Source organism: Candidatus Xianfuyuplasma coldseepsis (assembly GCF_014023125.1).
GTDB classification, from domain to species: Bacteria; Bacillota_I; Bacilli_A; order Izemoplasmatales; family Izemoplasmataceae; genus Xianfuyuplasma; species Xianfuyuplasma coldseepsis.
Genome location: NZ_CP048914.1, coordinates 1166691 through 1188724 on the forward strand (window position 1 = coordinate 1166691; position 22034 = coordinate 1188724).

A 22034-nucleotide genomic window follows, 5' to 3' on the forward strand; every position below is an offset into this window, starting at 1 on the left:
GAGTTATTATTATGCATTCACAAATGATTAGTTTTCAAAGCTAAGTGTTATTAATTAACAGTACTAAATTTTAACATCTCAAAGATACTTTTATCAATTAAATAGTAGTAAGTGACACCATCAATCTTTTTCTCTGAAATTAGTTTTTCTTCTTTTAATAACTTAATTCGATTCTCTATTCTTGACGTTTTTACTTTGATTTGATTATAAAGATTATCTGCTGATTTCTCTCCACTAGAAAGAAAGTCTAGAATACTGTAAATTACTATATCTGAACAAAGTTCAAAAATACGATTTGAGTGATTAGTTTTTTGGTTAGACTTATTATTGAATTCTTTTGAGTAAATGATACGTAAACTATTTATTACAGCAATTAGTGAAACTCCCACATCGGCGAATATAGCTGCCAACATAGAACTGAGCCCAAATGCCGCTAGGGAAACTACAAAGAATTTTAGTCCAATTGTTAACGCAATATTCTGATAAACTATTCTTTTAGTCTTTAGAGATATTTTTCTAGCCAAGGGTATTTTTGTAAGGTCATTATTCATAATTATTATATCAGCAACATCAATAGCTATTTCGCTACCTTGTCCCATTGCTACTCCAATATCTGCATTTTTTAATAGTGGAGCATCATTTATTCCATCACCAACGAACATCTTGTATTGATCACTTTGAATATTATTGTATTCTTCAATTTTTTGTTCAGGTAGAAGTCCACTTTTGAAGTTGATTCCTAATTCATTGGCTATTTTACTTGCAATGTATTTATTGTCACCTGTCAACATTGTGATATCTATACCTTTTAAGCTATCGATTGCTACTTTTGCTGTTTCGTGTATTTCATCTTCTATAACTACTTGTCCAACGAACTCATTTTCAATAGCTACAAGAACTGATGTTGTATCTTCGTTCAGGTTAGTATAGATAATATCATTTTCATTCATCAATTGTCTGTTACCTACTAAAACAATCTTTCCTTCAATGATACCAGATATACCTTTTCCGCTAATTTCCTTTACATCTTTTACTTCATATAATGGTCCTTTATAGTATTCAACTATAGAACTAGCAATTGGATGGTTACTAAATGCTTCAATTGATGCTGCAAGCTTCAACGTTTCATCATTTGAATAACTAGAAACTGTAAAATTACCTTTTGTTAGAGTACCTGTTTTATCTATAGCAATATTGTCAATATTTGCCAACATATCTAAATATGTACTACCTTTAAATAAGATTCCATTTCTAGCAGAAGCACCAATTCCAGAGAAATAAGTTAAAGGAATACTTAATACTAATGCGCACGGACAACTGATAACTAAAAAGATTGCAGCTCTATACAAGTACACTTCCATACCGGAAGGATTTATCAATGTAGGGATGGTAAACATTAGAAGCGCTAAAACTGCTACAGTTGGTGTGTATATTTTTGCAAACTTAGTAATGAAATTTTCAGGTGTTGCTTTATTATTTGTTGAGTTTTCAATTAAATCAATGATTTTTGCAACTGTAGAATCTTTATACATTTTAGTTGCCTTAACCTTGATTACTGAACCTACATTGATATTACCACTTAGGATTTCATCTCCTTTGTTTACTATTGTCAATTTCGACTCACCAGTTAATGCGGAGGTATTAATTGATGTATTTCCATCGATTACAATACCGTCTACTGGGATTTTTTCACCATTCTTAACAAGCAATACATCATCGATACTAATTTCTTCCGGAGTTTTTATGATCGTTTCACCATTTATTAAAACATTTGCATATTCTATTTTCAGATCAACAAGCCCTTTTATTTCACCACGGCTTTTTTTAACTGCTCTGTTTTGCAAAAATTCTCCAAATGTGTAGAATAATACAACCAATACTGCTTCATTAAATTCACCAAGTAACATCGCAACAACTGTTGCAACAATCATTAAGGTGTTTTCATTGAAGAAGTCTTTTCTGTAAAGACCTTTGAATGTCTTTATAAGAATGTTTTTACTAATTAGTATATATCCAATCCATCTTAATGCAATCGAGATATTAATATTCATTTTATTTTCAAATAAGAATGCTGTTGAGGTTATGACTATTCCTAAAAGAAAAGCATTTATGATTATTCTTTTCTTCATCTTTGTTGACTCACTATTAGGCAAATGCGTATCTACTCCTGTTTCAATAGAATCTACGATTTTTTTAATTTCAATAAGTGCTTCATTCTCATTATATTTATCTGTCACATCTAACAACATGGTTTGTGTGTTGAAATTAAATGAAGCATTGTCAATATATGAAAGACTTTTAAGTTCGGTTTCGATTTTACTTGTACAACTTGTGCACATTAGGTTTTCCATAATTATCTTTTTTATCATTGTATTTACCTCTTTTCGTTAATTGATTAGAATTGCTTATATGAGTGTTTGCTCATATATAATGATTCTAACTCTCAAATGTGTCGGAAATGTGTTAAACACATATTTGTAAGTATTTATTCATGGAAACTGGAGTAGAAGTTTGAAATCTCTACTGTACCGATATAGAACTCAGTTATTATACCATTCTCTACAACCATCAAAGTTGGAGTTGAAGTTAATTCCTCACCAAAAGGTAAAATTAGGATGTCCTTGGACCCCTTAATTCTAGTTGCATCCATCATATATACAGGTAAATCATCTTCATACTGCTTAAAAAAGCTTAAAGAGGATGTTTTGATGTTCTGACATGCTCCACAACTTTCTGAGTAAAAGTATAGAAGAAATTTTTGATCATCTATTGAATAAATGTCATCATAATTGTTTATTTCATCAAAACTTGAGTACTTTAGTTCTTCTGATGAAGCTTCAAATACAATTATCAATACAATTAAAGTAAGGAAAATCGTACCGAATCCAATCAGGACATTTCTGAAAAAATGATCCGATTTTCTATGTTTTTTCCTAGACATATTCTTTACCTTTGACTTTGATACTTTCTAACAAATAAGTATTGATACCAGACTCAATCGAGTCTACAATTTTTTTTATTTCCAATAATGACTCATTGGAGTTGAAGTCATTGGTGACTGTGATTTCCATAATTTGAGAATTGAAATCAAAAAGTGCAGCACTCACATACTTTAGATTCTTCAGTTCGTTGATTATTTTGTTTGTACAACCATTACATGCAAGATTTTCCATAGCAATTCTTTTTTTTAACATGATACACCTCTTTCTATTTTTGTGTTATAATTTTATATGAATATCCGTTCATACATTGGTATTTTATATCTCAAATGTGTTGGAAATGTGTTTGTATTATAATTTAGGAGGTAAAGTTATGAAGATTATGATTTTAGAAGATAACATCGAAATAAATAGAATTCTAAGTGAGTCGTTTCAAAATGAAGGTTATGAGGTAGCATCATTTTATAATGCCTTTGATGCTATTGAAGCATTCAAACATGATAAATTTCATTGTGTGTTAACAGATTTGATGCTTCCTATAATGAGTGGTGAGCAATTTATAAAAAAAATAAGAGTTGATTACTATGGACTAATTATTGCTATTACAGCAAAGGTAAATGATTCTGACAAGTTAAAGGTGCTTGAACTTGGTGCCGATGATTATATAACTAAGCCTTTTAACAAAAGAGAGGTGTTATTAAAAGTTAATAACTATATAAAAAAGATCACAAGAAGCAATCACACTACCTCTTTAAATGGAGGGGAGTTTATTTATGATTTTCACAATAATAACTTGAGAATTAATAAGAATGAAATCATCTTAACTAGTATAGAATATTTAACATTGGGTGAGTTAGTTAAGTCTTTAAACAAAATTATTACAAGAGAATCCATTCTACAAAATATCTATTACGACGATGTTGATGTTTTTGACAGAGTGATTGATGGACACATAAAAAAACTTCGAAAAAAAATCAAAGAACATACAGCAACAGAATACATTAAAACTGTTTATGGTATGGGTTATAAATTAGTTGGTGTAGTTGATGAATAGTTTATATAAATTGTCTAGAAAAAGAGTTCTAATTTTAATTGGTTCATTTCTTTTCCTTGTTTTATTCGGTGTTTCTTCGGTAGCTTATTTAGTTAATCAATATTACCGAGAACAGTTAGTTGAAATTGAAAATGAACGTTTTGTTGAATTTTTTGAACACGATTTCAAGTTTTCAGGTGAAGAAAGTGCGATTGATTTAGCGAAACACTATGCACATGTAAACAACCTTCAACTTATAATAACTGATGATAGTGATAGTATTATCTATGAAACTGAAAAACCCGTTGAAGAGTTTTCCATTTATAGCATTGAAGTCAATGAAAGCCTATATAGTATAAAAATTGATTATTCTAATAGTAGGATTTTGCTTGTAAGGGATAAAGAAATTATGATTATGTACTACATTATAATATCCGTATATACCATAACAATTGTTTACATTGTTATATCTAGGAGATTAAAAAACAAAAGAATACTATCGGATTTAGGACAAATAGAATATTTGATATCTAATAAACAACGAATGAAAAACTCTTTTCATTATGAAGAACTAGCTAGATTGTTTGATACTTTTAATGAGTTTTCATCAAAATTAGATCTATTACAGGAGAAGAGAAAAGATGGATTTAATGCTTTAGCTCATGATCTCAAAACTCCGATAACTATTTTGCTAAATCATCTTGAGGGCATTACAGAAACCGATGAGTTATTCAAAAATAAAGAGGCCATTTTAGAATCTTTAAGAAATCTTAGTTCAACTGCTAGTGATTTAGTAAGTGAGAATTTCCAAGGTATAAGTACTAGATTTAATATTTCTAAAGCTCTAAAGAAGGAGTTGCCAAAGTACACATCATCGTTCGCTTCTAGGAACATGAAAATTAAAGATTATATACTAGATGATTTGTATGTAGAATGGAATAGAACAGATTTCTCAAGAGTTTTAGGTAATCTACTCACAAATGCATTCTACTATAGTGATAAAGATACAGAAGTGACTGTACAGTTGATTAACGGAAGTGAAACATACTCTCTTGTTGTTATAAATTACGGTGAGTTAATTAATGATGAGAATTTGGAAAGGATTTTCGAAAAGAATGTTAGGATTTCTGAAGAAGGTGACGACACAGGAAACGGAATAGGATTATATATCACAAAACTATTAGTCCAAGAGGCTGGTGGAACTATAAAAGCTACTAGTTCTCAGGAGTTCAATAGATTTGAAATAACCCTCCCAAAGTGGATAGAAGATTAAGTGTTTTCGATAAGCTTTGAGTTACATTGTATAATGTATCCGTTAAGAATCGAGTCTAACAAAAAAAAGCGAAGTTTGATTTTCACAAACATACACTTTTTTATTTACCATAATTGTCATAATAATTTTGAATTTCTACAGTACCAACTAGAAATTGAGTAATTATTCCATTTTCTACCACCATGAGAGTAGGTGTTGAGCTTAGACTTTCACCAAATGGTAAGTTTAAACTATCTTTTGATCCTCTTATTCTGTCAGCATCTAACATGTATACGGGTAACTCGTCTTTGTTTTCGTCAAAGAAGTTTAGTGAAGTAGCCTTAATCTGTTGACAATATGGGCAACTATCTGAATAGTAATATAGTAAATATTTCTGATCACTGATATTTTTTACTTCTTCATATGATGATACATTCTCAAAATCCTTATATTTTAGTTCATCTGAAGTTATATTGTAAATAATTAACATACCTATTAATATTACAAACATTGAACCAAAAATAATAAGTACATTTCTAATGAAGTTGTCTTTACTACGTCTTTTTCGTTTTTTTGCCATTAAAATCTCCTATCTTAAGTACTAAATAATGGTTATTTTTCTAATCATAAGTATTAGATATCATGAACACTAATTAATATTTAACTTATTTTTCTTTTCTACTACTGATATTGCCTGTTTAATCTCATTTAAAACATATTGCTCTGCATCACTTAAAGAGTATTCAAGTGCATCAAAAGCTTCATAGTTCATAATTCCAACTGATATTCTTTTGCCTTTATTAATAGTTATCCTACATGGGAGCAAAAATTTGGAGTTAGCTTTAGTATTTAATACAGCATAAGCGTATGATGGATTACATACTTCCATTACAATTAATTCATCACTATATGGCAAATTATTTGCCCTTAATTTATCTGAAAGGTTAAATTCTGCGAGTATTGTGAAATTCGCAGATGTAATTGTATTTCTTACTAATTCTAATGTTTCTTCTAGAGTATAGTCTGATTCAATTTTATAGAACAGTTTCATTTTATTCCTCCTTTTCAAATTAATCATAGACTATAAATGTTAAAGAAATATTAAGATTGCGAAATAGTAAAAAGAGTGTTCACATTTTCTTAATATTGTTATGGTATCCTATTGAAAAAAGTAAATGAGGTGCTGTAAATGAGAAGTATAACACATAAAATTTCTATACCAAGTATTGTTAAGATAGAAAAAGGTTCATTTGATTTAATTGGGGATATATTAATTGATGACAATATAGAAAGAGTCATCATAATAATAGATCAAAACATGCATAATATATTGTCAGAACGGATTGATAAGCAGTTTAAGAAAATCAAAATAGAATTTAGTTTCCTAATTGTGGATACTAATCTTTCACTTAGAAAGTTAAGTAAGACTGCATATAATTTAGATAATAAGACTCAATTATTGTTAGGTATTGGTGGAGGTAGCATTATTGATAGAACAAAGTACATTAGCTATTTAAGAAAAATACCTTGGATTAGTATTCCCACATCACCTTCTAACGATGGGATTTCATCACCTCTTTCATCCTTATATATAGATAATAAAAGAGTAAGTGTTCCAGCTAAAATGCCATATGGAATAATTATAGATACAAATATTATTATGAACAGTCCTTATCATATGATAATGTCCGGTATTGGAGATAGTGTGTCTAATATAACAGCTGTATATGATATGGAGTTAGAAAGTAAACACACCAGAAATCAAAAAGATGATTTCTCAGTTATTTTTTCACTTCAGAGCATCAGTTCCTTAATGGGTCTACCTATTATGAATGTAAGAAGCGAAAAATTTATCGAGAGTCTTTTAACCTCCTTGGTAATGAGTGGAATTGCAATGGAAATGTCAGGAACGTCTAAACCTTCAAGTGGATCAGAACATTTAATCAGTCATGCAATTGATCAAGTACTAGAAATAAATAACTATCCACATGGTATTCAAGTTGGACTTTCAACGTATATTGTAAGCCGTGTTCAAGAAAACTGTAGTAAGGAAATTAACATGTTTTTCACTAAGACCGGATTTTGGGAGTATGTTGAAGAATTGAAAATAAAGAAATCAGTTATAGTTGAAGCCATAAAATTGGCACCTTTCATAAAGGAGAATAGATATACTATTTTAAGTAATCAAGAGTACATTGATAAGGCGATTAGAATTCTTGATGAAGATGAATATCTAAAAAGAGTACTTTTTTGATCACTTCATAATTCCTTAACATTTAAAGTATATTCTATAAACACCCCCCCTCGTACGGGGTGCATAAATTGATATTAAAGGAGATTTAAAATGAAAAAAACAGACAACACATTAGATTTTAAGATAGATGGTATGACTTGTAGTACTTGTGCAAATACTGTTGAGAAAAAGTTAGATTCTTTAGAAGGTGTCTCAATAGCGAATGTCAATATTGCTACTGAAAAAGGGCATGTTGTTTTTGATTCTACTAAGATAGACGAATCTAAAATTTATGCTGCAGTTTCAGAAGCTGGATACAAGGCTGTTATAAATAAAGAGTCTAGTATAGAAAAGGTAACTATGAGAGTTGATAACATGACATGTTCATCTTGTGCTATCAGCATAGAAAAAATACTTGATACACTTGAAGGAGTCGTTTCTGCAAATGTAAACTTCGCTGTAGAAAAAGTAACAATAGAGTACGATAAAAATCAATTAAGATTAGTTGATATTCAAAACAAAGTATCTGAAATTGGTTATGAGATTAAGTTGGAGAGCACGAATGAAGATGTAGATGAAGATGAAATCAAGATAAAAAAAGCCGCAAAAAAAATGTGGATATCAATTGGTTTATCTACATTAATTATGATAATCATGGTGGTTCACATGTTTATTACACCAGTCCCTGGTTATCTCGCAATTACAGCAATATTAGGAATACCAATTATATTTGGTACAGGATTACACGTACATAAAGGAAGTTTCAAAGCACTAAGAAACTGGAATCCTAATATGGACGTATTAGTAACGTTGGGATCATTACCTCCTTATCTAATTGGACTACTTGGTTTCTTTATACCCGTTACAACATTTATTGAAATGGCAACAACAATCATGACTTTTCACCTTATTGGTAAATATTTAGAAATTCGTGCAAAAGGTAGAGCATCACAGGCTATTAAGAAATTATTAGAAATGGGTGCGAAAACAGCAAAAGTAATTATTGATGGCAAAGAAGTAGAAATGCCAGTATCAGATTTACAAGTTGGAGATATAATGGTTGTTAGACCTGGAGAAAAAGTACCTACTGATGGGATTATCATAGAAGGAAAAGGACTTCTTGATGAGTCGATGGCAACAGGAGAATCAATGCCTGTTAAAAGAGTAGTTGGGGATGAACTGATAGGGGCAACTATCAATAAACAAGGACTATTAAAAGTAGAAGTATCAAAAATTGGTAAAGATACATTTTTGTCTCAAGTTGTAAAAATGATGGAAGAGTGTCAAGGGTCAAAAGTACCTATTCAAGAGTTTGCAGATAGAATAACTGGATATTTTGTACCAGCTATTATGATTATTACTCTGTTAACTTTTATCTCATTTAATTTATTTCCTGGATTCCATCTAGGTATTGTTGAATGGGGAGCAAGATTCTTACCTTGGGTTAATCCTGATTTATCTCCTCTCACATTATCATTTATTACTGCAACAGCAGTATTGGTAATCTCGTGTCCATGTGCATTAGGTCTTGGTACACCTACAGCATTGATGGTAGGTAGTGGAATGGGTGCAGAAAAAGGAATTTTAATTCGTAATGGTGAAGCTATCCAAACATTTAAGAGTGTTACAGCTGTAGCCTTTGATAAAACTGGAACAATTACGAAAGGGAAACCTGAAGTAACTGACATCATCTCATATAATAACACTTCAAATTCGGACATTTTATTCTATTCTGCCTCAGTTGAACATGGTTCAGAACATCCATTATCAAATGCAATCGTAGAAAAAGCCGAGATAGAAGGTATTAAAATTGATAATGTGAAAGACTTTGAAGTAATCGTAGGAATGGGTGTAAAAGGTACCGTTAAAAAACAAAATGTACTAATTGGTAATCGTAAACTTATGACTACAAATGACATCGAGTACTCTACAATTGAAAGTGATTTAATAAAGCTAGAAGAAGAAGCTAAAACAGCTATGATTATGGCACTTGAGAATAAGATAGTTGCAGTAATTGCAGTAGCCGATCCGATTAAAGAAGAATCTGCTCAGGCAATTGAGTTGCTAACAAAAATGGGCTTAACAACAGTTATGATAACAGGAGATAATAAAAGAACTGCAAATGCAATTGGACGTAAAGTAGGAATCACTCATGTGGTTGCTGAAGTGTTGCCAGATGGTAAAGTTGATGAAGTTAAACGTCTTCAAGAGAAGTTTGGTACAGTTGCAATGGTCGGTGATGGAATCAATGATGCGCCAGCTTTAAAACAAGCTAACGTTGGAATTGCAATTGGAACTGGAACTGATATCGCTATAGAGGCAGCTGACGTAACACTTGTCAGAGGAGAACTAACTGGAATTGTTTCGGCAATAAGATTATCAAGAGCTATCTTTAGAAAGATTAAAGAAAACTACTTCTGGGCATGGATTTATAATGCGGTATTTATTCCAATAGCAGTTATAGGGTTACTACATCCGCTTATCGGTGCAGCAGCGATGGCCATGAGTTCACTAAATGTAGTATATAACTCATTAAGATTGAAAAAACAAGATATAGAACCTAAATTAGTTACAAGATCAGTTTAAATTATATATATTAAAGGAGAAAAATATGAAAAAAGAATTACATATTGAAGGTATGACTTGCAAACATTGCTCTATGAAGGTTGAAAATAAACTTTTAGAGATTTGTGGTGTTTCAAGTGTTGAAGTAAATGTAGATTCAAAGACAGCAATAGTTCAGTTGAATCATGAAGTTAGTGACTTGACATTTGAAGAGAGTATTGGATCTATTGGTTATACTCTTTTAGAAATCAAAAAATAAGTCATTATAAAATTACAGTTTAAAGGAGTAACAATATGGATAATAAGACAATAAATATTTTAAAAACTTCCCGAGGTCAAATTGATGCAGTTATTAGAATGGCTGAAGAAGGTAGATATTGTGTCGATATATTGAACCAGATTTTAGCTACACAGGCTTTGCTAAAGAAGGCAAACTTGAAAATCTTAGAAGATCATATTAGAGGATGTGTGAAAAACTCATTTGAAAATGGTGATTCTAATAGTAAAATTGACGAAGTAATTGAAATTATTGATACGTACTTGAAATGACTATAGTTTTGAGTTAAATAGAAGATAGGTTGATTTGACCTATCTTCTTAATTCATATAGACTAGTTACATTTTGTTATATGTTATAATAAGAATGTCTAGAATAAATTAGATGTAGTTTAACAAGATGGTTGAAAGAGGTGTAAAAATGAGAAATATATTAGTACTAGAAGATAACAAGGATATAAATAAGGTGATTACAAACCTATTGACGAAAGCGGGTTATAAAGTGTTCTCGACTTTTAATGCTTTTGATGCCCTTGAAGTTTTTAAGCAAAACAAAATCGAATGTATTTTAACAGACTTAATGTTACCAATAATGTCTGGTGAGGAGTTTATACAGGAAATTCGTAAAGAATCTAATGTTCATATAATCATTATTTCAGCTAAAACAACCAACCCTGATAAACTTGAAGGACTAAAAAAAGGTGCAGATGATTATTTGTTTAAGCCATTCTTAGAAGATGAAGTATTAATTAAGATTGAGAATCTGTTTATTAAAAAAGACTATCAGGAAAACATTAAAACTTTTAATGATAAAGAAGTGGTATTTGTGGAAGGAAAACCAGAATTAGTACTATCTAATAAAGTAGTTTCATTAACTACTGTAGAGTATCAAATGGTTCGATTACTTATTCAAGAAAATAACAAAGTCATAACTAGAGATCAATTCATGGATGTTTTATATGCATTTGGTGATGAAGTGTTTGATAGAGTAATCGATGTTCATATAAGAAACATACGCAAGAAAATCAAGAAGGTCTATAATAAAGAGATTATCAAGACAGTCTATGGATTAGGGTATTCATTCATAGGTGATTTGGATGAATAAATCTCTTAACAAGAAATTCAAAAAGAATGTATTAGTTTTGTCAATTATAATTACAATTGTATTCTTGGTAATAAATATTTCTTTATACATTATTAACAATAACTATCTTGTGAATAAAGTAGAAGAAGAGAACGCTGCATTCTTGCAAATAACAACACATATCATTAATGAGAATGAAGTTGAAGTGGCACTAGAGTATATCGAACATTACACACATATTCACAAAGTGCATATAGAAGTCATGGATGAAAACGAAAATATGCTTTACTCATCTGATGTTGCTCATCTATATTCAAGTCAGTACAACATTGAAACGACAAAAGGATTGTTTACGGTATTTATCGATAATACTGATAGTGTTACAGTGAGTACGATTGAAACCAATACAATATACATAAATGTATCACTATTGATTATTTATCTATTTTCAATAGTTATTCTATTGAGAAATAACAGACTAACTACCAAAGAGATAAATCAAGATATAGGAAATGTATTAAAACTTATTGATAGTGAAAAATTTGATGAAAGCAACTTTAATCATACAGAATTCGAGCATATTCATACAGTTATCACCACCTACCTTGAAAATATTGATTTGTTAACCGAACAGAAATCAATGAATATGAAAGGGTTAGCTCATGATATAAAGACCCCATTAACTTTAATATACTCGTATTTTGAAAAGGTACTTAAAAAACAAACATTAAATGAAAAAGAGGCAAAGACATCCTTTGAAGCAGCTGTAAGAATCAATGATCTCTTAAATGATATTATTGAGGATAATAAGCGACAAAGCTCAAAAGAAATAGAGCTTTCAGCTATATTAAATAATAAGATTGAAGAGTATGCCCCTATCTTTAAGAATAAAGGAATTTCAATTGTCAAAAATATTGAAGAGAGTATAACTTTTAGATGGAGTGAGAAAGATTTTGTAAGGGTGATTGATAATTTGATTTCAAATGCATACTATTATTCTAAAGATTCATCTGTATTTGAAGTGAATGTCAAGAATGAAGAACGAGTTCTAATCGAATTCATTTCTACTCCAATAAATATTAATGACATTGAAAAAGATAAGATTTTCAATAAGGGGTTCCGTGGATCATTAAGTTTTGACAATAATAGTTATGGAAAAGGATATGGTTTATATTTGTGTAGATTATTATTAAGCTCAATTGGCGGCTCAGTTAGTATAGATTTAATAAATGAAAATGTGAAGTTTACAATTATTTTGTAATCTTCACATTTCTTTAATATTTATTGTATACAATCTAAGTGGGTGGTAAAAATGAAAAAGAAAAAAGGACTAATTTATGTTTTATTAAGTATTTCAATTGGATATCTATTTTATAATTATTTATTTACAGATTATGGTTTCGGAATGATGAATCATCATTACGGATATTACGATGATTATTCAAGGATCACGTACTATTTAAATAGTAGTTTGGTATTTATATCATATACAATTATAATTGTTTCGACATTAATCTTGATAACTAGTAAAACAGAATCCAAGGATTATTCTATGACTTTCCTTGATGAACGACTTTCAAAAGGTGAAATCTCTGTTGATGAATACCGAAAAATAAAAGGAGTTATCAACAAAAAATGATTGGTATTGCCTTATTAGTAGGTATAGTTTTAATATTTGTAGTTGCAACATTCTTGAATGGAAGAACAGAGGTTCCTGAAGAATGTCGTGAACTAGCAGATGAGTGTGTATCATGTCATGGTCATAGCATAGGAGAGTAGGTGAAATTATGATGATTTTATGGTTTGTAATTATAGGAGCTTTGGTTTATTTTCTAGTAAAAGGTGACTTTAGTTTGGGTTCAATACAAGGTCGAAGTGCTGACAGTCATCTAGATGAAAGACTTGCTAAAGGTGAAATTAGTATCGAAGAATATCAAGAATTAAAAACTACCCTGAAGGAGAAAAGATAATGAATATAATCAAGATAGGTTTAGTATTATTAACAGGAGCAGGTTTCGGGTTTGGAGTAGATAAACTTGCTGACACAGAAATGTTCCCGAAAGACTATGATGGTTATGGGCACATGGAAGATGATGGTTATTATGGACACATGGGTGGAGGATGCCATGGTGATGGTGATTTCTTAGAGCACATGTTAGATGAGCTTTCTGATGAAGAATTATTATTAGTTCAAGGAAAAATTGATGAATTACTTATAGAGTATTCAATTACACTTGAAGAGCTTAATGATAATTATGAAGTTAGATATGATTTCATGAATGATTTGATGGATTTTCTAGAAGAAAATGAAATAGATTATCACAACCATGGTGGTAATCACGATCATGACGATCACGATGATGAAGATGATTGGCATGGTGGAATGGGAATGCATTAAAGGTTTGTTAACTCAAACCTTTTTTTCTTTCTACATATTTCCTTAACATTTGAGTAGTATATTTGTATATGATAGGAGGAATAATATGAAAAAAATAATATTGATTGTAACAGTATTACTTGTAACATTAACACTGAGTGCATGTTCAAGTAACAATGATCTAGCAAGTGTAGGATTAGAAGGTATGAGTGGTAAAGAGATATTGATGGGTGTAGCTGATGGAAGTATCGAAGTAGAAGGATTTGGATTATCAGTTTATGATGATGAGCTAGTAGTAATTTTGGATGATACAAGAATATCAGTTGATATGCCTGAAGATGAGTTTTATCTTTCAGTTGCACCATTTATTGACACGACACATGAATGTGCATTTCATAGCGCTACAGGTTGTAGAGGCGAAATGAAACAAGAAGAGTTTCATGTAGAATTTATTGATTTAGATGGCAACATCATTGTATCAGAGAGTATGATGTCGATGAGTAATGGTTTTATTGATTTGTGGTTACCAAGAGACTTAGAAGGAACATTGACAATTACACAAGGTGATTTAACTGCAGTTAAATTAATTTCAACAGAAGCAGGAGAACCAACTTGTGAGACAACAATGCAATTGACATGATCAAACTTATAGTAACGAACATGTCATGCGGACACTGTCAACTTAAAATTAATGCAGAGTTAGAAGCAAACAACTATAAAGTAGTAAAAATAGATATGAGTAAAAATTCAGTACTTATTAATACAAGTAGTGATCAAGTAAACAAAATAAAAAGAATTCTAGATAGTATTAATTATGTAGTAGATAATGAGACACCTGTATTAGATATTGAAGAACATACAATATGGGATGACAAACTAGATGATGACTTAAACTATGAAACATTTACAACATACTTATTTAATAATGAAATAAGTATAATTGGATTTAATGATGAAGATTTCGGAGTTATTATATTGTGTACTGTAACTCAGTTACATGATGCAGTTGAATATATTAACCAAATGTAATATAAAATGATAACATTATATTTACTGGATGCTTTCTCTTCTCCCTTACACACTTCCCCTAAATTTTCATCCAGTAAAGTGTTATCTATAATAAAAGGAGAAAACAATGGAAAAAGAAGTATTATGCTGTTGCCACAATGTAACACTTGAAGATGTAAAAGAGCAGATAATCTTAGGTGTTGATAATTTTGAAGACCTGCAAGAAATAACAAAAATCGGGACGGATTGTCCACCTTGTAAAGAAAAAAATGAGAAACTATTTAAAATATTGTTAGAAGAAGAAATTAAAGGGTAAATTCTTTTTGAAATTCACAAAAAAAGTGTTTGCTTTTTTATAGATTAACACGTAAAGACAGACAAAATATCTGTCTTTTTTTAGTATCTTCATAATTACTTAATATTATTATTAGACAATGTAGATATAAGGAGTTGATATTATGAAATTTCTACAAAAAATAAGTGTATATATGTTATTGATTACAGGGTTATATGTCTTTTTGTTCTTGTTAGATGAGAGTAAGGTTGACAAATATATGAATGTAATTAATACTAAAAAATTAAAATTACAAAATCAATAATTGAAGATTAATCTTTTTGGAGGAGAAAACATGAAAAAAATGGATCAACACAATCATATGAATCATGAAAGCCATATGGATCACAATCATAAGGATCACAATCATTCAGGTCATGATCACTCACATATGTTAATTGAATATAAAAACAAATTTATTATAAGCATGTTGGTGACAATACCTATTCTTATATTGTCTCCAATGATACAAGACTTTTTGGGATTTGAGTTATCATTCATTGGTGATAGTTACATACTATTTGCACTGTCAACATTTGTGTTTATTTATGGTGGTAAACCATTCTTATTAGGTTCAGTAGATGAGGTTAAGAAAAGAAACTTAGGTATGATGACCCTGATCGCTTTGGCAATTATAGTTGCATATCTGTATAGCGCATTGACAATATTTGTCTTAGAAGGAAGTAATTTCTTTTGGGAACTAGCAACTTTGATAGATATTATGTTGATAGGTCACTATATTGAAATGAAATCTGTCATGAGCGCATCAAACGCTCTTGAGAAACTAGTTAAATTGATACCTAGTGAAGCCCATCTAATTGTCTCAAATGGGAATGTTAAAACCATTAGAACTGATGAAGTTCAAAAAGGCGATAAACTATTAATTAAACCAGGTGAAAAAATACCAGTTGATTGTGCTATCTTAAGTGGTGAATCAACAGTTGATGAATCAATGTTAACTGGGGAATCTGTTCCAGTAACGAAGAAAAAAGGCGATTTATTAATAGGTGGAGCGATTAATGGATCTGGGAGTTTAACTGTTCAAGTACAAAAAATTGGTAAAGATAGTTATATATATCAGGTTATTGATTTAGTTAAAGAAGCTCAAGAATCAAAGTCTAGAACACAAGACCTATCTAACAGAGCAGCCAAGTTACTATTTTACGTTGCAGTAAGTGTTGGTGTAATTACATTCATTATATGGATTATTATAGGAAAAGATGTTTCTTATGCATTGGAAAGAATGGTTACAGTTATGGTAATCGCGTGTCCTCACGCACTAGGATTAGCTGCACCATTGGTAGTTGCTAGATCAACAGCAATTTCTGCTCAAAACGGATTACTAATTCGTAATCGTGCTAATTTTGAAGAAGCCAGAAATCTTGAAGCGATTGTTTTTGATAAAACAGGAACACTAACAAAAGGTGCCTTTATAGTGACAGATATTGTCCTAGCAAAAGGCCATACAGAAGAAGAACTATTAAAATATGCTGCTTCATTGGAATCTCAATCTAGTCATCCGCTTGCTATTGGCTTATTAAAAAGTGCAAAAGATAAAAACACAAAAATCATTAAGCCTACTAAATTTGAATCACTTACTGGTAAAGGTATTACTGGTATAGTCGAGAATAATCAAGTTCATGTTATAAGTCCAGGTTATATGGAAGATGAAAAGATAAAGTATCCCGTAGACAAGTATAAAAAACTTTCAAACGAAGGTAAGACTATTTCATTTGTATTGGTAAATAATGAGCTTATTGGATTCTATGCTTTGGCTGATGAAGTTAGAGAAAGTGCAAAAAGTGCTGTTAAGAAATTAAAGGAAATGAACATCAAAACTATAATGCTTACAGGAGACAACAAACAGGTTGCAAATTGGGTAGCAAATCAACTTGGACTTGATGAAGTATACGCAGAAGTACTACCACATGAAAAAGCAGAGATTATAAAAGAACTTAAAACTAGATATAAAAAAGTAGCCATGACAGGTGATGGGATTAATGATGCCCCTGCATTAGTTACTGCTGATTTAGGAATTGCAATTGGAGCAGGAACAGATGTGGCAATAGAATCTGCAGATGTAATTCTTGTGAGAAGTGATCCAGAAGATGTTGTATCAATTATTAGTTTATCTAGATCGACATATCGAAAAATGAAACAAAATCTTTGGTGGGCTGCAGGTTACAACATTGTAACTATTCCATTGGCTGCAGGAGTTTTATACTCGATTGGTATTGTGCTAAGTCCAGCAATGGGTGCAGTTTTAATGTCATTGAGTACAGTTATAGTGGCAATAAATGCAAGACTATTTAAAGGATAGTAAAAAATACAGAAATTAAAAAGGAGAATAAAATATGCTAACTACATACAAAGCAAAAGCAATAAAATCACCGGAAGGCTTACAGGTAGAAGCTGAATCAAGGAACTTTAAAATCAGTATTGATGAACCTAAAAGTTTAGGAGGAATGGATACTTCGATGAGTCCAGTAGAAGTGTTACTTTGTGCACTTGGGGGATGTCAGGCTATTGTAGCGACTGCATTTGCAGCTAGTCACAACGTAACTTTCGAAGATTTCTTTGTTGAAATTGAAGGAGATATTGATTTAGATGGATTTTTAGGAAAAGCGGATGTTAGACCTGGATTCCAAGAAGTACGATACACAATGCATTTCAAGACAAACGAACCAAGAGAAAAAATGGAAAAATTTGTTGAATTTATGGAGCGAACTTGTCCAGTTGGAGATTCAATAGAGAATGAAATAAGACTTGTAAACGCTGGTATAGTGATAATATAGGTATCATTAAATGAAGATGATAGTTAAGCATAATCATCTTTTTTTATGAAATACTCAATACATTAGAAGGAGTTGGTTTTATGAAGTTGATAAAGTTTAGTACAGTAATAGTAATAACGCTATTTGGAGCATATTACTCATTAAATTACATAAAAGATAATGTTTTATTGGAAAATGAAACTGCAACGAAGTATTCATCTGGCGAAGCAATAGACTATCAAATAACGTTTGAGAATATGATCTTAAATGATGAAGATTATTGGATATTTGAAATGAAATTTGATACACATACACTTGAATTAGAAGACCTTGTATTTATTGAAGATATTGAAGTATATTTCTCAGATAAACTTATTTCAAACAAGCATACGATATTACAAAAGAATGGAACAGGACATCATATATCATATAGCCTAAAAATTAGGAAAGAAGATATTGATGTTCAAGAAACGGATATTGCATCTATAACAATTAAGTTCGATTTTGAGAATGAAGAGGCAAAAGAGTTTCTTTGGAATTTAAATAATTATGATTGGTATCTAGAAGAATGATGATGTCTGTTAAAAAAAATAAACATTATATATATGGAGGTATAGGATCTTTTATGATGCTGATTCTCTATATCGGTATCATGTTAATATTTAATCCATTATATTATGTAATTGATGATTTTATTTCTAAGTTTATTTGGTTTTCTCTACTAATTATAATTTTTGGAGTTCAGATTGGATTAATTACTTTTGTTAGAGGTATAAATAATAAAAGGAAGATGACTAAAGGACAAACCGCATTATCAGGTGGGATAAGTACAACATCCATGCTGGCTTGTTGCATCCATCATGTCACAGAATTCATACCACTGATTGGAATCTCTGCATTTACAATATTCTTGGTTGAATTTCAGGTGTTCTTTCTAATCGTAGGTATACTATTTGGAATTCTATCGATTATAAATATTCTGATTCATATAAAAAAACATAAAGTGTACGAAACTCCTTCGACATTTGAGTTTCTTAAAGATATTAGTTTATTAAAAATTAGAAAAATTTATGTTTGGACTTCAATACTAGCGAGTTCAGGTTATGGACTATATTTGCTAATTAATATTCTTATTCTAGGAGGTGATTTATGATGAGTTGTTGTAGTGGGAATAGTAAAGAATCAATGAGTAAAGTGGATCTTAATCATAGTAACGAGTCTAGAAAAAGTTTTAGTGTAGGAAAATCATTAGTTGTATTTTTACACTTATCTATCCTAGCAATTTTAATTCTAGGTGACGAGATAGGATTCTTGGAAGATAATCTACAATATTTTATATTAGGTTATGTATTACTATTTGTTTCTATTATAGTTATAGGAAATCGGAAAAGGAGTGATATTTAATGCATATTTATGACCCTCTGCCCAATGTGTTCTTTGAGATTGGTCCTATTGTATGGTACATGTACAGTGTGATGATAATGCTTGGTATTGTGGTGGCTGTTACGCTTGGTATTCGTGAAGGAAAGAAGTTAGGTATAAAATCACATACAATAATTGATGGTTTACTAATAATATTACCAATAAGTATTATAGGGACTAGATTATGGTACGTTATTTTCGAGTGGGAAAGATATCGTTTTGATATTATAAAGATAATCACAATTCAAGATGGTGGATTAGCTATTCATGGAGGAATATTTACAGCCTTTATTGCAACTTATATTTACACCAAGTACAAAAACATCGATGTATTTAAAGTGTTTGATATAATGGCACCAGGTTTTATTATTGCACAAGCATTCGGAAGATGGGGGAACTTTTTTAATCAAGAGGCTCACGGAGGGGTCATTGGTGGATTAATGAACGAAGAACCTCTACTAACTTTAGATGAGCAAAGAGAGTTTCTAAGTAACACATTGAAGTTACCTAAATTTGTAGTAGATAATATGTATTTATATGGTCCTGATGGACTAAATTATTATCATCCAACTTTTTTATATGAGTCACTTTGGAATATTTTTGGTTTCATAATGATTGTAATCCTGAGAAGAACAAAATTCATTCGTTCAGGAGATTTAGTTGCGATTTATGCTATATGGTATTCTATAGGAAGATTTGTTATAGAAGGAATGAGAACAGATAGCTTATATATTGGAAATACAGGATTAAGAACTGCACAGATTGTATCAATAGCATTGATTGTTTTAGGCGTTGGGTATCTGTTGATAACTAGATTCACTTTGAAAAGACCTTTGTATATTGATGTAGTAAATCAGAAGAAAATTTCCATAGAAGAATAAGAACAAATATTTTTTTCAATAAATAAATATAAAATGACGTATTAAAACGATAAGATCACTCCCTGATGGAGAATGTTAAGCGCTCTGGTATATGGCGTTATATAGTAATATTACACTCAGTTTTGGCCCCGGCTGAGTAACTAGGGGCCATTTTCGTACTAATAGTATCTTATATATAGCAAATACAATATAAAATTATATATATAGTATATAAAGGTTGAAATCCATGGATATATTATGATTTCTCGGTATATTATATAGAATAAAAATATATTATAGTTATGTCCATAAAGAAATAAACACAAGATCAATAACTTCGGTTATTGGTCTTTTTCTATGCAAAGAGAGGAGAATCTATGGAAAAGAAAAAGTACTATCCCCAAAAGAAAAAGAGTAATTATCCAAAGAATCAAAGTATCACAAAACCCCTTGCTTTTGATAATCGAATTAGATATCAAAAGGGACATCAGAATCAACTGTTAAATGCATCTAGAAGGACAGAAACCTATACCAAGGATAAAACCGTGATTGTCACAGAAAGTGTTAATGTGGTTGATTTTAACAGTGATAACTTTGAATATGCATTTGGTGGGAAACAAGTAAAGAGAAATCAATATGACAGGAGGAAACAATAAGTATGTTAAATCAATGTATTTTAGTCGGAAGAGTTGTCCAAATCAAAGAGGAGAATAAGACAACCATTCTAACCTTAAGAATTGCACGCAACTATAAGGATCCAGATACTGAAGAATATGAAGTAGACAACCTTGATGTGCAACTATCGGAGCATTTGAGTGCAACGGCAAAAGAGTATTTGAGTGAGGAATCCACCGTTGGAGTAAAAGCCAGAATTGCATCCGAAAAGAGAATCGTTGCAAATGATGAGATAACGTTGCATACCATCATTGCAGAGAAGTTAACCTTCATCAATACCAAGAAAAGTGAAAATTGATGGTAAACCCACATTATGTGGAAATGGACGTCATCGAGGACGTCTACTTTTACAACCTCAAAACTAGTAAATCACCACTTTTAACTCATTATTATGAGAAAACTGACTTATGGACACTACTATATTCAAGTTTACAGGATGAGTTCCTCATAAAACTGATGCTTTTTAATCTATCATTCAACATTGCACCGGTTCATACATTTATTACGTACTACAAAGAAGAGCTGGAAAAACTAGTATTAAATCGATTTGACAAGCAATGCATCGGGTACCACGTAGGATTTATCCTTGCAACTCTTGGATATAAGAAAACAAGACAAATCTACAGAAAGGATGCAATCATTAAGTATGCTGGATTCTACGAACTAGACTCTTGAACAGTTGCACAGACAAAACAATGGAAGTAATCATGGAGATTGTTGAGACCTATCTCAAGTTCAAAGGTACCAAGAGAGTATCAATAGATACCGTTACATCACCAGAAAAAGGTGCACACATCTTTACACAAATGTTTGGGGATAATAGTCAGGAATGTTTAGGTATTATCTGTTTAGATACCAAAGGAAGACCTACACATTACTCCACTATCTATAAAGGTACTACCAATCATATTGTGATTTCTCCCAAAGACATTATGAAGGTTGCGTTACTCAGTAATGCAACTTCAATTATCTTAGGACACAATCATCCTAGTAATGACTTAACACCATCACCACATGACATAGAAACAACACGGAACATAAAGAAAGCCTGTTCTCAGTTAGATATTCAACTTGTAGATCATCTAATCATCAATTCAAAAGGTGAATACTACTCTATTAGAGAACATATACCAAAGGAGTTTAGTGCATACTAAATCTTCTTTTTGTAAGAATTATAATATGGTATAATTAGCACTAAGGATG

The 22034-nt window shown here is 30.8% G+C and carries 28 protein-coding genes; 23 read left to right on the forward strand and 5 right to left on the reverse strand.

The genetic code is table 11. The features are described from left to right. Positions 1–50 precede the first annotated feature (50 nt). The 3 genes from G4Z02_RS05565 to G4Z02_RS05575 form a co-directional block, all read right to left on the reverse strand. Complete coding sequence (locus G4Z02_RS05565; protein ID WP_258877020.1) at positions 51–2369, reverse strand: heavy metal translocating P-type ATPase; 2319 nt, start codon at positions 2367–2369, stop codon at positions 51–53. A gap of 116 nt (positions 2370–2485) precedes the next feature. Continuing rightward, complete coding sequence (locus G4Z02_RS05570; RefSeq protein ID WP_258877021.1) at positions 2486–2941, reverse strand: thioredoxin domain-containing protein; 456 nt, start codon at positions 2939–2941, stop codon at positions 2486–2488. Further along, positions 2934–3194: a heavy-metal-associated domain-containing protein gene (locus tag G4Z02_RS05575; protein WP_258877022.1), complete on the reverse strand. Its 261-nt coding sequence runs from the start codon at positions 3192–3194 to the stop codon at positions 2934–2936. Before G4Z02_RS05575 ends, G4Z02_RS05570 begins: the two co-directional genes overlap by 8 nt. Before the next feature lie 118 nt (positions 3195–3312). On the opposite strand from G4Z02_RS05575, the gene G4Z02_RS05580 reads away from it, so the two are divergent. Together G4Z02_RS05580 and G4Z02_RS05585 are read left to right on the forward strand one after the other, a co-directional pair. Further along, on the forward strand, positions 3313–3993 hold the full coding sequence (locus tag G4Z02_RS05580) for a response regulator transcription factor (RefSeq protein ID WP_258877023.1): 681 nt from the start codon (positions 3313–3315) through the stop codon (positions 3991–3993). Further along, the gene (locus G4Z02_RS05585) at positions 3986–5245 is read left to right on the forward strand and encodes a sensor histidine kinase (protein WP_258877024.1); all 1260 of its coding nucleotides are present in this window, start codon (positions 3986–3988) and stop codon (positions 5243–5245) included. Before G4Z02_RS05580 ends, G4Z02_RS05585 begins: the two co-directional genes overlap by 8 nt. A 100-nt stretch (positions 5246–5345) precedes the next feature. On the opposite strand, the gene G4Z02_RS05590 is transcribed toward G4Z02_RS05585, so the two are convergent. Together G4Z02_RS05590 and G4Z02_RS05595 are read right to left on the reverse strand one after the other, a co-directional pair. Next, entirely contained in the window at positions 5346–5804 is a 459-nt protein-coding gene (locus tag G4Z02_RS05590; RefSeq protein WP_258877025.1) for a thioredoxin family protein, read from the reverse strand. 69 nt (positions 5805–5873) lie between these two features. Further along, the gene (locus G4Z02_RS05595) at positions 5874–6275 is read right to left on the reverse strand and encodes a DUF302 domain-containing protein (RefSeq protein ID WP_258877026.1); all 402 of its coding nucleotides are present in this window, start codon (positions 6273–6275) and stop codon (positions 5874–5876) included. A gap of 138 nt (positions 6276–6413) precedes the next feature. Between G4Z02_RS05595 and G4Z02_RS05600 the strand changes: the two genes are divergently transcribed. The 21 genes from G4Z02_RS05600 to G4Z02_RS05700 all read left to right on the forward strand — a co-directional run bounded on the left by G4Z02_RS05600 (position 6414) and on the right by G4Z02_RS05700 (position 21985). Continuing rightward, positions 6414–7478, forward strand: a complete 1065-nt coding sequence (locus G4Z02_RS05600) for an iron-containing alcohol dehydrogenase family protein (protein WP_258877028.1) — start codon at positions 6414–6416, stop codon at positions 7476–7478. 90 nt (positions 7479–7568) lie between these two features. Beyond that, positions 7569–10043 carry a heavy metal translocating P-type ATPase gene (locus G4Z02_RS05605; protein ID WP_258877029.1) on the forward strand — a complete coding sequence of 825 codons (2475 nt, stop codon included), beginning with the start codon at positions 7569–7571 and terminating at the stop codon, positions 10041–10043. Positions 10044–10068: 25 nt separating this feature from the next. Next, complete coding sequence (locus G4Z02_RS05610; RefSeq protein WP_258877030.1) at positions 10069–10281, forward strand: heavy-metal-associated domain-containing protein; 213 nt, start codon at positions 10069–10071, stop codon at positions 10279–10281. A 35-nt stretch (positions 10282–10316) separates the two neighbouring features. After that, positions 10317–10571, forward strand: coding sequence for a metal-sensing transcriptional repressor (locus tag G4Z02_RS05615; protein WP_258877031.1), 255 nt, complete (start codon positions 10317–10319; stop codon positions 10569–10571). Between the two features lie 147 nt (positions 10572–10718). Beyond that, a complete protein-coding gene (locus tag G4Z02_RS05620) occupies positions 10719–11402 on the forward strand; it encodes a response regulator transcription factor (RefSeq protein ID WP_258877033.1) in 684 nt (227 codons plus the stop codon). Beyond that, positions 11395–12642: a sensor histidine kinase gene (locus G4Z02_RS05625; RefSeq protein ID WP_258877036.1), complete on the forward strand. Its 1248-nt coding sequence runs from the start codon at positions 11395–11397 to the stop codon at positions 12640–12642. The genes G4Z02_RS05620 and G4Z02_RS05625 overlap by 8 nt, the downstream gene beginning before the upstream one ends. 51 nt (positions 12643–12693) lie before the next feature. Further along, a complete protein-coding gene (locus tag G4Z02_RS05630; protein WP_258877037.1) occupies positions 12694–13020 on the forward strand; it encodes an SHOCT domain-containing protein in 327 nt (108 codons plus the stop codon). Positions 13021–13168: 148 nt separating this feature from the next. Then, complete coding sequence (locus G4Z02_RS05635) at positions 13169–13351, forward strand: SHOCT domain-containing protein (protein WP_258877038.1); 183 nt, start codon at positions 13169–13171, stop codon at positions 13349–13351. Then, positions 13351–13779, forward strand: coding sequence for a hypothetical protein (locus tag G4Z02_RS05640; protein ID WP_258877039.1), 429 nt, complete (start codon positions 13351–13353; stop codon positions 13777–13779). The genes G4Z02_RS05635 and G4Z02_RS05640 overlap by 1 nt, the downstream gene beginning before the upstream one ends. An 85-nt stretch (positions 13780–13864) precedes the next feature. Further along, positions 13865–14398, forward strand: a complete 534-nt coding sequence (locus tag G4Z02_RS05645) for a CueP family metal-binding protein (RefSeq protein ID WP_258877042.1) — start codon at positions 13865–13867, stop codon at positions 14396–14398. Next, positions 14395–14787: a heavy-metal-associated domain-containing protein gene (locus G4Z02_RS05650; protein WP_258877043.1), complete on the forward strand. Its 393-nt coding sequence runs from the start codon at positions 14395–14397 to the stop codon at positions 14785–14787. Before G4Z02_RS05645 ends, G4Z02_RS05650 begins: the two co-directional genes overlap by 4 nt. Positions 14788–14893: 106 nt before the next feature. Beyond that, entirely contained in the window at positions 14894–15082 is a 189-nt protein-coding gene (locus tag G4Z02_RS05655; RefSeq protein WP_258877044.1) for a (2Fe-2S)-binding protein, read from the forward strand. Positions 15083–15404: 322 nt separating this feature from the next. Continuing rightward, positions 15405–17420: a copper-translocating P-type ATPase gene (locus G4Z02_RS05660; protein WP_258878707.1), complete on the forward strand. Its 2016-nt coding sequence runs from the start codon at positions 15405–15407 to the stop codon at positions 17418–17420. A 34-nt stretch (positions 17421–17454) separates the two neighbouring features. Further along, positions 17455–17895, forward strand: a complete 441-nt coding sequence (locus tag G4Z02_RS05665; protein ID WP_258877045.1) for an OsmC family protein — start codon at positions 17455–17457, stop codon at positions 17893–17895. A gap of 80 nt (positions 17896–17975) precedes the next feature. Beyond that, on the forward strand, positions 17976–18446 hold the full coding sequence (locus G4Z02_RS05670; protein ID WP_258877046.1) for a hypothetical protein: 471 nt from the start codon (positions 17976–17978) through the stop codon (positions 18444–18446). A 2-nt stretch (positions 18447–18448) separates the two neighbouring features. Continuing rightward, a complete protein-coding gene (locus tag G4Z02_RS05675) occupies positions 18449–19027 on the forward strand; it encodes a hypothetical protein (RefSeq protein WP_258877047.1) in 579 nt (192 codons plus the stop codon). Positions 19028–19277: 250 nt separating this feature from the next. Next, complete coding sequence (lgt, locus tag G4Z02_RS05680) at positions 19278–20177, forward strand: prolipoprotein diacylglyceryl transferase (protein WP_258877050.1); 900 nt, start codon at positions 19278–19280, stop codon at positions 20175–20177. 356 nt (positions 20178–20533) lie between these two features. After that, positions 20534–20812: a hypothetical protein gene (locus tag G4Z02_RS05685; protein ID WP_258877051.1), complete on the forward strand. Its 279-nt coding sequence runs from the start codon at positions 20534–20536 to the stop codon at positions 20810–20812. Between the two features lie 2 nt (positions 20813–20814). Beyond that, a complete protein-coding gene (locus tag G4Z02_RS05690; RefSeq protein ID WP_258877052.1) occupies positions 20815–21129 on the forward strand; it encodes a single-stranded DNA-binding protein in 315 nt (104 codons plus the stop codon). Then, positions 21129–21506: a hypothetical protein gene (locus tag G4Z02_RS05695; protein ID WP_258877053.1), complete on the forward strand. Its 378-nt coding sequence runs from the start codon at positions 21129–21131 to the stop codon at positions 21504–21506. Before G4Z02_RS05690 ends, G4Z02_RS05695 begins: the two co-directional genes overlap by 1 nt. 32 nt (positions 21507–21538) lie before the next feature. Continuing rightward, positions 21539–21985, forward strand: coding sequence for a JAB domain-containing protein (locus G4Z02_RS05700; RefSeq protein WP_258877054.1), 447 nt, complete (start codon positions 21539–21541; stop codon positions 21983–21985). Positions 21986–22034 lie beyond the last annotated feature (49 nt).

Excerpts from the sequence above, each read along its gene's own strand:
- G4Z02_RS05565 (WP_258877020.1), bottom strand. The coding sequence starts at position 2,369 with ATGATAAAAAAGATAATTATGGAAAACCTAATGTGCACAAGTTGTACA.
- G4Z02_RS05570 (WP_258877021.1), bottom strand. The coding sequence starts at position 2,941 with ATGTCTAGGAAAAAACATAGAAAATCGGATCATTTTTTCAGAAATGTC.
- G4Z02_RS05575 (WP_258877022.1), bottom strand. The coding sequence starts at position 3,194 with ATGTTAAAAAAAAGAATTGCTATGGAAAATCTTGCATGTAATGGTTGT.
- G4Z02_RS05580 (WP_258877023.1), top strand. The coding sequence starts at position 3,313 with ATGAAGATTATGATTTTAGAAGATAACATCGAAATAAATAGAATTCTA.
- G4Z02_RS05585 (WP_258877024.1), top strand. The coding sequence starts at position 3,986 with ATGAATAGTTTATATAAATTGTCTAGAAAAAGAGTTCTAATTTTAATT.
- G4Z02_RS05590 (WP_258877025.1), bottom strand. The coding sequence starts at position 5,804 with ATGGCAAAAAAACGAAAAAGACGTAGTAAAGACAACTTCATTAGAAAT.
- G4Z02_RS05595 (WP_258877026.1), bottom strand. The coding sequence starts at position 6,275 with ATGAAACTGTTCTATAAAATTGAATCAGACTATACTCTAGAAGAAACA.
- G4Z02_RS05600 (WP_258877028.1), top strand. The coding sequence starts at position 6,414 with ATGAGAAGTATAACACATAAAATTTCTATACCAAGTATTGTTAAGATA.
- G4Z02_RS05605 (WP_258877029.1), top strand. The coding sequence starts at position 7,569 with ATGAAAAAAACAGACAACACATTAGATTTTAAGATAGATGGTATGACT.
- G4Z02_RS05610 (WP_258877030.1), top strand. The coding sequence starts at position 10,069 with ATGAAAAAAGAATTACATATTGAAGGTATGACTTGCAAACATTGCTCT.
- G4Z02_RS05615 (WP_258877031.1), top strand. The coding sequence starts at position 10,317 with ATGGATAATAAGACAATAAATATTTTAAAAACTTCCCGAGGTCAAATT.
- G4Z02_RS05620 (WP_258877033.1), top strand. The coding sequence starts at position 10,719 with ATGAGAAATATATTAGTACTAGAAGATAACAAGGATATAAATAAGGTG.
- G4Z02_RS05625 (WP_258877036.1), top strand. The coding sequence starts at position 11,395 with ATGAATAAATCTCTTAACAAGAAATTCAAAAAGAATGTATTAGTTTTG.
- G4Z02_RS05630 (WP_258877037.1), top strand. The coding sequence starts at position 12,694 with ATGAAAAAGAAAAAAGGACTAATTTATGTTTTATTAAGTATTTCAATT.
- G4Z02_RS05635 (WP_258877038.1), top strand. The coding sequence starts at position 13,169 with ATGATGATTTTATGGTTTGTAATTATAGGAGCTTTGGTTTATTTTCTA.
- G4Z02_RS05640 (WP_258877039.1), top strand. The coding sequence starts at position 13,351 with ATGAATATAATCAAGATAGGTTTAGTATTATTAACAGGAGCAGGTTTC.
- G4Z02_RS05645 (WP_258877042.1), top strand. The coding sequence starts at position 13,865 with ATGAAAAAAATAATATTGATTGTAACAGTATTACTTGTAACATTAACA.
- G4Z02_RS05650 (WP_258877043.1), top strand. The coding sequence starts at position 14,395 with ATGATCAAACTTATAGTAACGAACATGTCATGCGGACACTGTCAACTT.
- G4Z02_RS05655 (WP_258877044.1), top strand. The coding sequence starts at position 14,894 with ATGGAAAAAGAAGTATTATGCTGTTGCCACAATGTAACACTTGAAGAT.
- G4Z02_RS05660 (WP_258878707.1), top strand. The coding sequence starts at position 15,405 with ATGGATCAACACAATCATATGAATCATGAAAGCCATATGGATCACAAT.
- G4Z02_RS05665 (WP_258877045.1), top strand. The coding sequence starts at position 17,455 with ATGCTAACTACATACAAAGCAAAAGCAATAAAATCACCGGAAGGCTTA.
- G4Z02_RS05670 (WP_258877046.1), top strand. The coding sequence starts at position 17,976 with ATGAAGTTGATAAAGTTTAGTACAGTAATAGTAATAACGCTATTTGGA.
- G4Z02_RS05675 (WP_258877047.1), top strand. The coding sequence starts at position 18,449 with ATGTCTGTTAAAAAAAATAAACATTATATATATGGAGGTATAGGATCT.
- lgt (WP_258877050.1), top strand. The coding sequence starts at position 19,278 with ATGCATATTTATGACCCTCTGCCCAATGTGTTCTTTGAGATTGGTCCT.
- G4Z02_RS05685 (WP_258877051.1), top strand. The coding sequence starts at position 20,534 with ATGGAAAAGAAAAAGTACTATCCCCAAAAGAAAAAGAGTAATTATCCA.
- G4Z02_RS05690 (WP_258877052.1), top strand. The coding sequence starts at position 20,815 with ATGTTAAATCAATGTATTTTAGTCGGAAGAGTTGTCCAAATCAAAGAG.
- G4Z02_RS05695 (WP_258877053.1), top strand. The coding sequence starts at position 21,129 with ATGGTAAACCCACATTATGTGGAAATGGACGTCATCGAGGACGTCTAC.
- G4Z02_RS05700 (WP_258877054.1), top strand. The coding sequence starts at position 21,539 with ATGGAGATTGTTGAGACCTATCTCAAGTTCAAAGGTACCAAGAGAGTA.